Below are 15,122 nucleotides of genomic sequence, written 5' to 3'. Positions count from 1 at the left end.
GCTTGAAACTATCAGCTAATTCACTGTTAAGAAATTTAAACTAGCGCTATTCGTTGATTTTACGTATTAAAAACGCTATAAAGTCTTCACCATCAGTATTGTTGAACAATACAGGATTTCCGTAGTTAGCTACGTTAGCTACACCGGCAGCGTCTGCAAATTCCTTTATTTCTCGTGCATGAAATGGGTGATGATTAAAACTGCCAGTTGTCATAGGCTCATTATTATGACCACCAGTGTTTGTTACCCATATTTCAGGGTCATCGGAAGATAATAATGAAAGCATATCTACTTGTTGGCGATAGGTTTCAATTTCTGGAGTATCGTATTCTTCTTGGCTACTTACACCATAAAAGTTATAAACAGTTTGTTCTCCGTATTCTTCAATAATATCATCTAATGACGTCCCAAATTCTCCAAAGACATCACCAAGCCATCTTGTTTCGATATCCAAACTTGATTGGGTAGCATTTAGGGCAATACCCTTGACACGACTGCTTTCATGCAATATTAGATCAGCACTATTTAGATCCCTTAAATCATCATTAGTGGCTAACCATAACGCTGTAGAAGCACCGGCAGAAGAACCAAATAGTACTATTTTGTCTTTATCAATATTTAGTTCGTTATGAATATATCTTATGTATTGTAACGCTCTTTTGGAGTCGTTTAAACTTTTTATAACGCCTTCAGTATCTCCAGGAACAATTACTCTGTAATTAATGGTTGCTACTGCAATGCCTGTGTTTAATAATTCTACAATGTCATCTTCAAAATTAGCGTTGTATATGAATCCTTTATCGCCACCAGTAAAACCGCCACCATGGATAAAAATCACCAAACCGGTAGGCGTGGAGCTCGTTGGTAAGAACACGTCAAATACAGTGTCGTCATATTGGTCATAAGGAATATTAAAAGCAAATTGCGCTTGTGCACCTTGAAGATCAATTGGTGGATTTACGAATTCTAATTCTATTAATGGGTCTTGTGAATTTGTAGGTATGAGTGTTGCATCGTCATCGCTGCATGATGTTATAACGATAATAGTACAAAAGTAGGTTAGGAGCTTTGTTTTCATAGTTAGTTTTTTTCTTAAGACTATGCTAATGATTAAAGGTTTAATTCTGGGGATTATTAACTGAAGTAATTATTATACTTTACGTAGAATCTTCTCCATTTTGCGGCCTTTAGCCAACTCGTCAATTAGCTTTTCCATTTGTCGACATTGTTTGTATACTTCAAATTCATCTTCTATTTCTTCGATACGATAACCACAAACCACACCTTTAATCATATGTGCATTTGGATGTATTTTGGCATTTTGAAAGAATGTACCAAAAGTCACCTTTTCATCTATTAGTGCTTGCAATTTGTCTTCATCATAACCTGTGAACCATTCTAATACTTGGTGAAACTCTTCTCTTGTTCTGCCATTTTTCTCTAATCTATTCCAGTAAAGAGGATAAATGGATGCAAATATCATATTTGCAACTTTTTCATTTTTTTCGGCTGTTACCTTCATAATGATTGATTTAATTAATTATTCAAGTCTATGTCTTTTTTACTTTTAAAAACTCTGGATTCCAAAGTATTATCCCTAACAATATAGCCATAAAAATAGAACCTCCAATGTCGTAAGTATCCGCTTTGAGATGATAAGCTGTAAAGAATATTAAAACAGGTATAAAGAACCCTGCCACATACTTCCTTAGTTTTGAAGACCAAATAAGGATACCAGCTGCTAGTTGTAGGCCGCCAAGTAATCGCCAAAGAATTGGAGAAATCTGCCCTTTTAAAGAACACTGAGGTTCCATTAATGGCACAAACTTATCAAAGCCAACCAGAAGAAAAAGGACACTGCATATCGCAATTAGTAGTTTTAGAATATTCATAAAAAATGACAATACTTTAGTACATATTATTTGTCAGACAATGATTACTATAGGATGAAAAGCAAATTATTTATTGTGCGATTTCTTATTACATTATCTTTATTTTCATTGAATTTTTAGCGCTTTAGAGCGAAATGTCCTGAAACAATCCGACCATCACCTAAGTCTGTTACAAACCAATAATCATCAGAGTTCATAGGTTTACCATTATATTGTCCATTCCAACCTGGACTATGTGATGATATCTGTAGAAGTAATTTACCATACCTATCAAAAATACTTGTAATAGCATTAGGTAAATTTTGAATACCCTTAATTTGCCAATAATCATGATTTCCATCATTATTTGGAGTAAAGAATTTTGGATAGTCTACAACTACAACTTGTTGAGAATCATTTCCGCACCCAAATTTATCTCTAACAAATACTGTGTAAATTCCGCCTTGCACATTAGGAAAATAATTACTGTTTTGAAAATTAAGACCATCAATTGAATATTCAAAATTGCCATCGCCAACTGCAATTATTTCAATAAAATTAGATCCAAGTTCCCCAAAGTTAACAACTTGAATTTGTGGTAATATTGATCTAATAAGCCTAAATTGAAATGTATTATCACATTCAATTCCATTCTGATTTTCGTATACAGTTAGTGAATAATTGCCTTCATCAATTAACTCAGCATCGGAAGTGTTAGAAACCAATGTGCCATCTTCGAAAACCCATTCGTACCTATCAAAACCAGTAGCAACATCTAAATTTATTGAGGGTTCTAGATTACAGATAAAGTATTCCTCATTCAACGAAATTTCTGGCAATCTATTGACCACAACATCGAATGATGTTTCCGAAAAACAAATAGGATTTGATGCATCTTCAACTCTAACTAAGATGGTTTGAGAAAATGGTGTTGTATTCTGAAAATCTGCAGGTAAAGGACTTGGTAGCGGATTATTATTACTATCAAAATATTGTATATTAAGACCGGATTGATTTCCAATTATTTGCTCTTCTAAAGTTGATGTGTCGAATAGGGCAAAACCATCTCCTATATCGCAAGCATATAAATTATTAGGTTGATTTATTGAAGGTTGTGTTACCGTTTCTAATACTAAGGTTGTTTCCTCAAAACAGTTTATGCTATTGGTAACTCTTATTGTTATAGATTCATTAAATGTTGTTGTATTGGTATAAGGATTTGGTAATGGACTTGGCAGTTGGTTCCCGTTTTGATCAAAATAACTAACACTTAAACCGCTTTGACTGCCAAGAACCTGATTTTCTATGTTTGATGTATCGAAATATTCAGAAATTCCATCATTGTTATCGTCACAACCAAAAAGTGGTTGCACTGGATTTGCAATTGGATTGGCATTTACAATTAAGTTAATATCAACTTGGGTACTACAATTGGTTATGGTATTTGTTGCTACTGCTATTATCGAATCTTGATTGGCAACAATATTTTCAAAATTTGTATAATCTGATGCTGGAATTTCAATATTATTGCTATTAAAAAGAGTTACGATAATATTAGATTGGCCATTAATTACTTCAATAGGTATATGACTGATATCGAAAGTAGCAATACCATCAGAATTTGCATCACAATTAGTTAAATCATCAATGCTTACAATAGTAGGTTGTGGATTTACAATTAAATCAAATGAAGTTTCGGAGACACAGCATTGATTGTCATCGTGTGCAACCGTTACTGTAATTGTTTCTATTCCATTAACCGTATTTGTAAAAGGATTAGGTAAAACATCATATTCATTGCCACTACCATCTACATAGGTGACTACTTTATCGGTCTGACCACCAAGAACTTGAGCTTCAACATGACTTAGATCAAAGGTTGAAGAAATACCAGAGTTAGGTGAATCCTCACACGCAGTTATATTTGCAATACCATATGCATTAGGAGGTTCAACAACATCTATAGTCTCTGTGAGAATTTCAACATTGCCGTTTAACGCCGTTACAGTGGCAGTAATTGTATATGTACCATCCGCAGAAAAATCATGAAAAGGCGAAAGGTCAGTTGAAGAGTTATCAAGACCAGAAGCAGGATCACCAAAATCCCATATTACAGAGCTAATATTAGTACTATTATCTATACTAAACTCCTTTAAAAATTCCGAGCAAATATTAGAAATTGACATGCCAAAATTATTGCTTACATGATTTACATTCCCAGTAACATTTATATAAAAATTGGCATCAGGATAGCCCATATCGGTTGCTGTAACAAATCCATTTACAGGTGTTGCATTTATAATACAACCTCGCTGCCAGGATACATCATTGACAATTGTTGTTCCTCCTATAAATGCTAAAGCATCGCCAGAGACAACACCTTTGTGCACTTCAACTAAAATTCGCTCTACATTTGGTGGTACTATAATTGGTGTATCAAAAACAACTTCAATAATTTGAGGATGATTGCCAATACTAGGATTAAGTCGTTGATATTGACTTCGGCCAATTAAATCAGCTTCAGAAAATGATGCGGGAAAATTTTCATCAATGGCGTAAATGCTAAAATTTATTTCTGGTAACCAACCTGTATTATTTATTGCAACTCGACCTGAGTTAATTACAAATTCTTCATTTGTAGAAATTCCAAAATCTGCCAGTGTAAAAGCTCTTGACCAATAAAGAAAAGATGCCGAGCAAGAAAAAATACTGGTCTTTACTATGTCACCACAGGTATTATGAGAAAGTCGAGTGGTTGCTCCAGTACTAAACTCATTAAATACTTCTCCAGTAACGTTGATGAAAAAATTTGCATCAGGTTGTGGATTTGGCAATTCTGTGGTTGGTGTAATGCCAAAACTTTCATCACAACCATAATAGTAAGATACACCATTGTCTTGTGCCGTACCGGCTATTATAACCAACGCAGATTCAGGATCACTAACACTAGCATACTTTTCTACTGTGACAAGAATCTTTTCAACACCTGCAGGCACAATAATAGGTTCATCAAAATTAGTTTGAACGATCTGTGGTGTGCCATTAATGGTTGGTGCTGTTCCAATACCACGTGTACCTAATAAGGTAGGTGGATATATTGAGAATGGATAATTCGGGAAATCATTGTCAATACTGTATATTCGGTATTGTAGTGTTGCACCTGGATTAGATTCTACTAATCCAATCTCTCCAGAAGTTATCACAAATTCTTCATTAGTATCAATACCAAATTCTGAGAGGTCAAATACTTTCATCCATGTTTCGTCCTCTTCGCAAGAAAACATGCCCGTATCTATAGGAACATTACCAACATTATTTGATAACGTAATTTGCCCATGAGTTATAAATCCTAGACCGAGAAAGCATAGTGAAACAAGGTTCAATTTTAATGACTTAATTATACTTTGGTATGGCAATTGTGTTTTGTTTGAATTGGTTTTAATGAAAAACGAATATAACAAAATAAAGGAAAATTGTAGGAAATTCAATATAAACTATAACGTCATTTGATTGATAATAGTAATAGAGTAGTAATTTTATTTAATCCTTAAAATTTAGCTAATGAATAGGTTACATCAATTACATTAATCAGCAATCTCTTATTGTATCAATAGATGTAGTACATATTTCGAAACCTCTCTTATTAAATTCTTTAAAGGATTTTCTAGACATAGAATAGCTTTTCTGTATTCACCACAATTATAAACTCAAATTCTAACACTACCAATTTGCCATTATTTTCAGATTAAAACATTTTCCCAATGGTTCATGGCATCTATAATTCCACCCATTAATGCCAGTGTTATGATCCAATACAAAGCAATAATCAACAATGGTTTTAAGCGTTGACGACTAAATAATCCCGTAATAAAAACAATTGGAGACACTACGGTTATTGCAACAAATACGCCATGCCATACACCATGACCAAATGTATCAAAATCGCCTTCTTGATTGATGCCACTGTTGTTAAAATTCAATAAGAAAAACGACAGAAAAAATGAAAGTATAAGCGCTACAATAATAAGTACAATGGTATTCGGTTTTTTATCTGAAACACCTATTGTATCTGTCAGCACTTTGCCAAATAAGTTTTTATGAAAGTACGCAACCCCTATAACCAAAGGTGTTATAGTGGAAAGTATCATTGAAAGCCAGTTAATTGTATCCATAGTTAATGTTGTTTAGTTGTCTTTTAGTTTTAGCCATTCGTCATATGTAACCACTCTTTTTTCTTCATTAGGCTTGGTTGTTCCTGGTAAAATTCCGATGAATTCAAGATAGTGGCCATCGGGATCACTAAAATAAATAGAAACAGCTGGCATCCAACAAAATACCATAGGGTTTTTATTATCGTCTTGTAGAAAATTCCAAAAGTTTAGGTTGTGAGATTTTAAAAACTCAACAGATTCATTTAGTATCCATTCGGGGTCGCATTCAAAAGCAAAATGTCTTAAATCGATGTCTTCTTTTGGTCTTTCCCAAAGCCCAAGCATAGCTTGTTTGTCATTTCCAATCCAGAAAAAAGCTGTTCTGCGTTCTGCATTAAAGCGACATTGTTTTAGACCAAGAACATTAGTGTAAAATTCAATTGATTTTTCTAAATTCTCAACATACAAATGGGTTTCATAAAGTCCTTTGATCATAACTTTTAATTCTTTATGTAATTTATCTGTAGAAGGTTTGTAGTGTCGTCCCTAAGATAGCAAATAGAAGAGAAATATATACGGATTACCACTGATTTTACAAATCGAAAATCAAAGGCAATGCGCTATGGTTTTGCTGTAAGGAAAAACCACAATGAATTAGAGCTGTCGTTACTGATCGTTATTCATTTTCACTTAACCATTGTTGCGCTTCATTCGTATACCAGTTTTTAGAAAAATTCTTAGCGTTTACGATAGTGTTAAAGTAGTATTTGGCTTTTTCTTTATTTCCGTTTCTTGCATAAAATGTTCCTAAATAAGAATTTACATAAGGATTATTCGGCGCTTTGACTAGGAGCATTTTTCCAATTTTTTCAATATGTTCATCAAACTCATTAAACTCACCAAGTTCCATATAGAAGGCGACATCCTTTAAAAATGAGAGATTATGCAATACATTTAAATCCGCATACTCCAAGTAGTTTGGGTATTCGGCAAAAATGTGATTCAATAGTTTTGTACTTGTTTTTAATTTTTCAGGATCAAACCTTGCCATATACGATTCTGCAAGTGCTTGCGCCAATATTTTTTTTCTGTAAAAATCGACACTCGAAAGCGGTTTGGAGATTGCATCAGGTTGTTCAAGTAGAGGCATTTCATTTAATTCTAATACATAATTTTTAAGAAAACTAAGTGCTAATAATGATGATGTTACATCTCCATTGATAAGTCGAGCTGGGTCACTTAATAAGCTATTATTAGCAAGAAGGGTTAGCGTAATATTTTCAGAAGGAATTTTTAATAATAGGCTAGAGTAGCAATCGTATTGACCATAAGCCCAAACGATATTTAAGTCATTAAATTGCTGATAGAAAATCCCGTATCCATATGGTAACCCTTTTTTAAAGGACGAAAACATTACATCTTTTGTGGCCTTATTGATAATGGCATTACCATCCAATGCCGCATTAAAAGTTGATAAATCTTCCAGATTTGAAACAAGTCCGGCCGAAGTAGAATAGCCGAAATCAATGAAACCAGTTTCTGTGCCATTATCCAAAATGTAGGGTGTTGCAATCCTTTTTATTTGGGTAGAGTCTCTTAGTAAAAATGTGTTTTTAAGTTTTAGTGGTGTAAGTATTTCCTTTTGCATCAATTCCGCAAATGAGGTTCCTGATGCTTTTTCTATTACGTTAGTTAGAAGTCCAAATCTAGAGCTATAATAAAAATCCTTTCCAACATTACCTTGTGAAGTATGCGATAAAACGTGTTTTACCAAAATTGAATCACCAAGTATTGGTTTTGGTAAGAATTTATTGATTGGGTCGTCAAGTGAAAGCTTATGTTGATCAACAAGTTTCATGATGAGAACTCCAGAAAACACCTTTGTTATTGAAGCAATTGGGAATAAAGTTGTAGCATCTAATTCGGTTGATTGTTCTATATCTGCTACTCCAAAATAGTTCCGATAAACATTTTCTCCATTCTTGTCAATAGAAACTGCAAGTCCTGGGATTTTAAAATAGTCTCTTAATTCTGTAAGCTCTGAAGTAAATTGTTCTTCATGGTTGTTAGTAAGTTTTTTATCCTCGGAACAGGATAAGAAGACTACTAGAAAAAGAGATAAGATTTTGAATGGTTGCTTCATTGAGTTTTAATCATTGTACACAACGGTCTCGTATAACCGAAGTTACGGGTTTTATGTAATTGTTATTCGGTTTGGAACTGTGATAAGCAATTCCGAGTGTTTTTAGCTTGTTGGCGTTTGTTATTTTTTCTTGTTTTCAATTCGTTCAATCCGTTTTTTATATTTTTTCAAGTCCCATTCCAAATTCCAATATTCAATATATTCCTGGATTGTTCCAAGTCCAACAGATGCACGCCTGTCATTAATTTTTTCGGGCTCAATCATTGAAGCTACATAATATTCTTTCATTTCAGAATCCCAACTTAATTGAGTTCCATAAATTTGTTTTTCACCTTGCCTTATTAGTACTCGGTCTTTGAGTAAAGCATAGTCAATTGTAGATGCCTTTCCACTTTCTGTAGCTTTTTTCAAAATAGGTAAATATTTCATTTGAGTATTTAAATCGGAATGCTGTATTACAAGAAATAAAGCTGAATTAGCATCTTGTCCAATTTCGTCTGCTCCAAGCCACCCAAAATGCTCAATAATCGCAGTAACTTTTTCAAGATTAATCGAGTCTAATTTGCTCTGCTCATCCCAAAATTCTTTTATCTGTTTCGAATCTCGTCCGAATTCTTTTTCAATATTCTGATAACCTTGTCTCAAATGTTGGTCGTCGACATATACAATTTCGAGAAGGTTTGCTATTGAGTCTAATTTTTGACCAGATAGTTTATTTACCCCTAATTCGGCTGAGCTTTTTTTATTGTCTTTGCATGAGGAAAGTAAGACAATTGCCAAAGCTAAAAAAATATTGAAAAACAGGTTTTTCATAATTATTACCAACGGTCCCGTATAACCAACAGTTATGGGTTTAAGTTATTGTTTTTTCATTAATTATTTTATTTATTCTTGGTTGTATAAACCAAATTCCAATAGGAAAGAACCAAATCATAAAAAATTCTCCAATAAAGTCGCTAAAGGTAACGTTCCGTTCCAATTCGGTCGTTTTTATTGTTTTTGAAGTAAAATACAATAAATAGAAAGTACAGAACATTGAAAATAAATGCATCGGTATAACAATAAATAACATCTTTCCAACAATTCCACCCACAGCATTATTCCCAGATGAAACTCCGTAAAATGAAGTTCCGATTATAGCTATTAGGAAAAGAATATAAATTAGAGGAATAAAGAAGAATATTTTAAACTTTTTAATTTTCATTTTAATATCAGTCGGAATGTATTTCTGTAATCCAATTCCAATTGACCAAAACCAGCCAAAAAAAAGTCCAACATAAAGGATCATTATAATTGGAAATACTTTCATAAGATTCAAAACTCCATATGGTTCAGGTCCAGTCAAATCAGTATTTGAAAAAACTGATATCATTATCACTATTTGCAATAAAATCGGTATTCCAAACATTAGGGTAAATAATTGCCAATGTTTAGCATTTAGAAACTTATTTATCATTTAGGTAGTGTGTTTTCCGGTATTAAGGCAACGGTTGGGCTATGAGTAGTTGTGTGAGTTAGCACTAATTTTCACAAGTACACACCAAACTGAGCACCCGTGAGTATTTTCAGAAGTAGGCAAGAACAAGCAATTACTTATAGCCAATGTTGGCATTAGTTATTTTTTAGTTTCCATCTACTTTTTCTACTCTTACCAGTGTTTTGAACATACTTTAACTTTTTTAAAAATTGATACGTGGATGCAGGTGATGCAAAACCCAAATGTTTCATTATCTCTTCATTTGATGCTGCACCATATGATTTAAGAAACTTGTATAATTTTATGTGTTTTTGGCTATTAGTAGAAGCTCTTGGCGTTTTTTCGACTTCGAACAAATCCTGAATCATTTCATGTGGACAAACAAATATTCCATCGTTATTTCCTTTTAATACAAGATAAGTCTTCATTTCCTCTCTATTTAATGCGGTTTGAATTGATTTCCAAGTGTTAGGGACAATTTTGGATAAATCTGTTTCGATTTCACTTAAATCAGCTTTTCCCGTCTTATATAAGTTATTCAAAATATAAAGTTCTGTTAAACCACATTTAGGAATTCGAGATTGAGTTAGAATAAAAACTCCACTTTTAAAATATTCAGCTGCCATTGTAACTTCAATATTTCCTAAATTCTCTTTAAATACAGGAAACTCCCTGCCGTATTTCAATGAATTTAATCCCATTCTTAAGACTCCCATACCAGCTCTATCGACCAACTGAAAATCCATTAGAATTTTTGCAAGAGTTTTATTTCTGTGTCGAGGTTCATGGTATGAAATGTTATCACTATTAACTCCTCCGTAAAATGTTCCTGGATTTGTTATTGTTATTTCATTACCCTTAAAATTAACGATGTTCATACCATCCATAGAATAGTCTCTATGGACAATAGAATTTAAATATGCCTCATGGAATGCTACATCATCTAATGTCCATAATTTGTAATCATTTTTTTTGTAATCAATTACAATCGATGAATTACATTGTCTAAAGTGCTCTTTAGCTCTAATAATTGTATTCCAGATACAATCACTCCAAACATCATTAATTTTTAACTGGCCATCATTAGTCTTCCAAGAAAATCTACTTTCGTAAGTTCCTAATATTTCTTTTATGAAGTTTTCTTTTCCCAGAAAAAGCAACCCGCCATAGTTTAAAACTCCATTTTTTGTGGCTCCGATTGATTCAAGAAAGTTTTCGTCAGATAAAGAATCTGTGTCTATCTCTCTTCTAATGCATAAATCATTTTTAGCTTCTTCCAATGCAATTTCATTCAAGTAATCCCTTGGGTTACCCTGAATTTCTTGCGAGCTCCAGTCATAAGATTGCAAATTCTTTACAAGTTCTGCAATTTCATCAGGTGGTGCAGGATAACTAGATTTTCCATGCCTAATACAGACTTTTCCTGAACTTGTTGATACAAGTGTATGATTTATGTTGGGTACCTCAATTACCAAATAATTCTTTGAACGATGATTATGTTCACTTAAGTTCAATGGAATTCTAGGATTTAATTTTCCTTGTAATCTTTCTTTTGTTGTATCTAAATCAACTGGTACAAATCCATTTAATTGTGTGTTCCATAATTGGTTTGATACATTTGAACTATCAATTACACCAACTATTATTTTACCTCCTTTTTTATTAGCTATAGCTGAAATTTCTTCTGCTAGGTCTTTAGAATTATGAAGGGCTTGTTCAGAAGAATAGTTCTTAAACTCTATTGATTCAGACTCATATTTTTCGCTTGGTTCAAATTCAAGTTTATCAAGTAATTGTGTTATTTCCATTCTTTAATCTAATTAATGCCAACGGTTTGTGTATGAAACGTAGCGTGCAAAAAGACACGAGCTTTTCAGATTAACACAGAGCCGAATTTTTATATTTTGTTTTTAATTTTCTCTTTTTAAAAGCCAAATTAAAAATTTGGCGGACTTTCTAAATATACACAAACCTTTCGGTTAAGCACTTATTAGCTATGTTTTATTCACCGTGTTGTAACACGTTTTTTATTTGAATAGATTTTTAATTCGTTCAAGTATACTTTTATTAGATGTTTTAAAATTGTCTTTAATAGACTCAGAATATTGTTTTTTAGTACTAAAAACTTTAAAGTCGTCTTCGTAAACAGATTCCGTATATTCTTTCCCAATATGTTCAGTTCCATTCTTGTCAATTAATATGGTTTTACAATACAAATATCGATATCCAGTCTTACCCATTTTTACTGTCATAAAGCCTTTAGATATAAAGTCAGGTTCAAAACTTTGACTCTTTAATGTTTTATGCACAGTCTGTTTTAATCGTGGTAATTGACTTAAGATTGGTTTTATTTCGAGTTCATTTGGTGTTATTGTATTATTCCAAAAGTCAATTGTTAATTCACTTACATTTTTTTCAGATGCAGCATTGAAAACCCAATCAGCCATATATCCTTTACTATAATAAAAAGTCGTACTAAAAAACTGTTGAGTTATAGTATTCGGCAATCCATTCAGTCTATTTATTTTAGGCAATGTTGGTTTTTTTAAATGTGTTACAACGGTCTCGTATAACCGTCAGTTACGGGTTTTAAATTACTATTTTTCGGTTAAGCACTGACGCTCGCAATTCCGAGTGGATTCGCTTTAGCCTGTGCTGAGCGTAGTCGAAGCATAGTCGAATCCGCCGTAATTGCGGTTATACATTGTTACCACACGTTTTTTATTTCAATTTTTTATTTTCTAAAATGTCAAATCCAAAAAAACCTTTTCGTATATCAAATTCGACAATATTGTAATAGTCCATTGTTTCATAATACTTGGAAGCGAACACCAATTCTTTGTAATCGCTATTATATTTAATTTTAAATACTGGTTGTTTTTCAGACAAACCAGATTTTTTAGTTCCCTGAATATAGGTGCGATTAAGAATTTCATATGATTGCGTTTCTACTTTTTTATCAGCAAAATAATAGTTGGAAAGCATAAAAGTTGAGCAGGCAATAAATCCAAATCCGATTAAATAATTTATTGTTGAATATAGGTATAGTCCAATTCCGCTATATTCATAAGTCATCTTGTATTTTTTGAAATCAAGTATAAAAGCTAAAAGTCCGATTATTATTACTATCCCAAATGGTATAATCAAATCAATTATTGTATTCCGATAAATTTCTACTTGAAAAATCATTAAAATCGCACCAAGAAAGAATATTGTGGGATAGAAGATTTTTCGTTGATTTTTAGTCATTTCTCAAATGTGTGGTAACTCGTTATATGAGGATAAAAATACATTTTTTTAAGGTTCATTGTCGGATAATAGGAATTTTTGTTCCTCTTTATCAATTTCACCTAATTGCTGTATAGCTGTATCCAACGGACTCTTAATTTCTAATAAATCCTTACGCGCTACCTGAGTGTATATCATAGTAGTTTCTGGCTTGGCATGACCCAACAATTCTTGTATATGTCGCAATCCAACTCCATTTTCTAACAAATGTGTAGCGTAACTATGCCTTTATCACATCCTTATACTCCTCAAAAAAGGTTTCAAAAAGTAGCATGTTGACATTAAAGAATTCCATAACCTGTTGCCAGCTGTTTTTGTTATGGATAGAGACTTTACCGTCTAAAGGCACATAAATCCTTGAGATCTCTTTGCCATTGTCTAAATAGTATTCTTCTTCGTAAATGGCATCTGGTAAGTACTCCGTATGTAAAATGGTTTTTAACGCCACTAATTTTTCCCAGCAGTTAATGCGCTGTTCTAAATCGTCTTCTAAGTCTAAGGCTATAAATGCTTTTTTAGTATCAAAGTAAAATTTAAAAGACAATCCTTTAATCTTGGTATTGTACAACACCCATTTTCTGGGAAAGGATTTGCCAAAGCTTATCCAGAATTCTTCACGTAATTTTCGGCTGTCTTCCTTGCTAAACATTTACAATATGTATGCTATTAAAATCCCTAAACAAATAGCAATAAGCTTGGTGAGATTAAACTTGTGACCTTCGCTACTTTCAAACAAAATCGTAGTAGAAATATGAAGAAAAATACCAATCACTATGGCATTAATACTAAGTAGATAATCACTTGATATATTGGTGGTGTTAGAGATTAGCGTACCTAATGGTGTCATGGCCGCAAAAACAAATAAAAAACTCAGTGACTTTGTTTTTGTATAACCAGATTGTAATAGAAATGCTGTTAGCAGTGCTGCAATTGGGATTTTGTGTACAAAGACACCAAACACCATATCGTTATGCTGGTGGATTGGAAATCCTTCTAAAAAGCTATGAATACAAAGACTTATAAATAATAACCAGGGAAAACGTTTATCCTTATCATTAACATGCACATGGCCATGCTCTGCACCTTTTGAGAAAAACTCCAAAATGATCTGCAGCAGTATACCACACATAATTAGCAAGCCAATGCGCTTTGCGTTGAGTTGCTCGTACACTTCAGGTAATAAATCAAATAGGGTTAAGGCTAATAAAAATGCCCCACTAAAAGAGAGTAGGAGTTTGGTACTTTTTAGCTTTTTGTTTTTTGTTACAAAAGCAATGGCAACTCCAATAATAATAGCATAAAGTGGAAACAGATATTTATTCATGCAACTGGTTTACGTGTTGAGCAAAATTAAAACGCTACAAATGTATTTAGAAATTTTAATCTTTTTGCACTTTGTGCTTTGTTAGTTGTTTACTTAAAAATAAGTATTAAACGCTCTGAGGTTTTAGGATGGTACTTTCTAAGTTTATAATCGCCAAATACATCTAACAGATGCACGCCAGCTTTTGCGAAAAGCGCTTCAAAATCACTTAAATTAAATGCTTTTACACGTTCTTGAAAGTTATAATCTCTACCATCATGAGTAAACGAAATGTCTTTTACAATGTATCCATTATCGACATGGCGTTTTTGTAAAAAGCTGATGCCTTCAACAGTTTTGGTGTTTTCGGGCACCAAATTATCAATGATGTATTCAGAATTCAAAAAATCAATAACACCAAAACCAAATTCATTAAGCTCTTCTTTAATGGCTTTTATGGTGCGCAGGTTACATTCGTCATCTTCAAAATAACCAAAGCTCGTAAAAAGGTTAAAAACGGCATCAAAAGTATCAGCATAAGGTTTGGTCATATCATGGACATCGAACTTCAATGTGTCGTTTTCAAACTGTTTGGCATAGGCAATACTCTGCTCAGATAAATCTACACCAGTTACATCGTAGCCTAATGTATTTAGGTAAATGGAATGTCTACCTTTGCCGCAGGCAAGGTCTAAAATTTTACCGTGTTCTGGTAAATTAAGATAGTTGGTAAGATTATCCATAAAGCTCTGTGCTTCAGTATAATCCCTATCCTTATAAAGAATATGATAGTATGGTGTGTCAAACCAAGAAGCGTACCATTTTTCTGCGGTTTTTGTCATATGCATTTCTTCCTACAACTAGAATCTTTTTTTAGAATTCGACTATG

General features: G+C 32.9%; 15 protein-coding genes and 1 pseudogene. All 16 read right to left on the bottom strand.

Annotated elements, in window-relative coordinates; all coding sequences use genetic code 11:
* Nucleotides 1–46: 46 nt before the first annotated feature.
* Nucleotides 47–1,078, bottom strand: a complete 1,032-nt coding sequence (locus ED556_RS08810) for an alpha/beta hydrolase fold domain-containing protein (RefSeq protein WP_296322324.1) — start codon at nt 1,076–1,078, stop codon at nt 47–49.
* A 72-nt stretch (nt 1,079–1,150) separates the two neighbouring features.
* A complete protein-coding gene (locus ED556_RS08805) occupies nt 1,151–1,522 on the bottom strand; it encodes a DUF2200 domain-containing protein (protein WP_296322322.1) in 372 nt (123 codons plus the stop codon).
* Nucleotides 1,523–1,550: 28 nt separating this feature from the next.
* Entirely contained in the window at nt 1,551–1,892 is a 342-nt protein-coding gene (locus tag ED556_RS08800; protein WP_296322320.1) for a hypothetical protein, read from the bottom strand.
* 116 nt (nt 1,893–2,008) lie between these two features.
* Complete coding sequence (locus ED556_RS08795) at nt 2,009–5,254, bottom strand: T9SS type B sorting domain-containing protein (RefSeq protein ID WP_296322318.1); 3,246 nt, start codon at nt 5,252–5,254, stop codon at nt 2,009–2,011.
* Between the two features lie 357 nt (nt 5,255–5,611).
* Nucleotides 5,612–6,043: a DUF1761 domain-containing protein gene (locus tag ED556_RS08790; protein ID WP_296322316.1), complete on the bottom strand. Its 432-nt coding sequence runs from the start codon at nt 6,041–6,043 to the stop codon at nt 5,612–5,614.
* Nucleotides 6,044–6,055: 12 nt separating this feature from the next.
* Complete coding sequence (locus ED556_RS08785; RefSeq protein WP_296322313.1) at nt 6,056–6,517, bottom strand: VOC family protein; 462 nt, start codon at nt 6,515–6,517, stop codon at nt 6,056–6,058.
* Between the two features lie 181 nt (nt 6,518–6,698).
* On the bottom strand, nt 6,699–8,165 hold the full coding sequence (locus ED556_RS08780) for a serine hydrolase domain-containing protein (RefSeq protein WP_296322310.1): 1,467 nt from the start codon (nt 8,163–8,165) through the stop codon (nt 6,699–6,701).
* A gap of 120 nt (nt 8,166–8,285) precedes the next feature.
* Nucleotides 8,286–8,978: a DUF6624 domain-containing protein gene (locus tag ED556_RS08775; RefSeq protein WP_296322307.1), complete on the bottom strand. Its 693-nt coding sequence runs from the start codon at nt 8,976–8,978 to the stop codon at nt 8,286–8,288.
* Nucleotides 8,979–9,018: 40 nt separating this feature from the next.
* Nucleotides 9,019–9,621 (bottom strand): hypothetical protein, encoded by a 603-nt coding sequence (locus ED556_RS08770; protein WP_296322304.1) that lies wholly within the window; start codon nt 9,619–9,621, stop codon nt 9,019–9,021.
* A gap of 155 nt (nt 9,622–9,776) precedes the next feature.
* Nucleotides 9,777–11,450, bottom strand: coding sequence for an RNA-binding domain-containing protein (locus ED556_RS08765; protein WP_296322302.1), 1,674 nt, complete (start codon nt 11,448–11,450; stop codon nt 9,777–9,779).
* 219 nt (nt 11,451–11,669) lie between these two features.
* Entirely contained in the window at nt 11,670–12,089 is a 420-nt protein-coding gene (locus tag ED556_RS08760; protein WP_296322299.1) for a hypothetical protein, read from the bottom strand.
* Nucleotides 12,090–12,363: 274 nt separating this feature from the next.
* Nucleotides 12,364–12,891, bottom strand: a complete 528-nt coding sequence (locus ED556_RS08755) for a hypothetical protein (RefSeq protein ID WP_296322296.1) — start codon at nt 12,889–12,891, stop codon at nt 12,364–12,366.
* A gap of 48 nt (nt 12,892–12,939) precedes the next feature.
* Nucleotides 12,940–13,158: pseudogene (locus ED556_RS08750) on the bottom strand (tyrosine-type recombinase/integrase); the annotation flags it as partial.
* A complete protein-coding gene (locus ED556_RS08745) occupies nt 13,151–13,579 on the bottom strand; it encodes a DUF4268 domain-containing protein (protein WP_296322293.1) in 429 nt (142 codons plus the stop codon). The pseudogene ED556_RS08750 and the gene ED556_RS08745, both read right to left, overlap by 8 nt.
* A complete protein-coding gene (locus ED556_RS08740; RefSeq protein WP_296322291.1) occupies nt 13,580–14,254 on the bottom strand; it encodes a ZIP family metal transporter in 675 nt (224 codons plus the stop codon). It abuts the gene before it with no gap.
* 89 nt (nt 14,255–14,343) lie between these two features.
* On the bottom strand, nt 14,344–15,075 hold the full coding sequence (locus ED556_RS08735; protein ID WP_296322289.1) for a class I SAM-dependent methyltransferase: 732 nt from the start codon (nt 15,073–15,075) through the stop codon (nt 14,344–14,346).
* Between the last annotated feature and the right edge of the window lie 47 nt (nt 15,076–15,122).

The sequence above is a fragment of the Winogradskyella sp. genome (assembly GCF_003712105.1).
In the GTDB taxonomy this organism is placed as follows: Bacteria; Bacteroidota; Bacteroidia; order Flavobacteriales; family Flavobacteriaceae; genus Winogradskyella.
The sequence above is the reverse complement of the archived record's forward strand: the minus strand, read 5'-3'. Positions and strand labels throughout refer to the sequence as shown.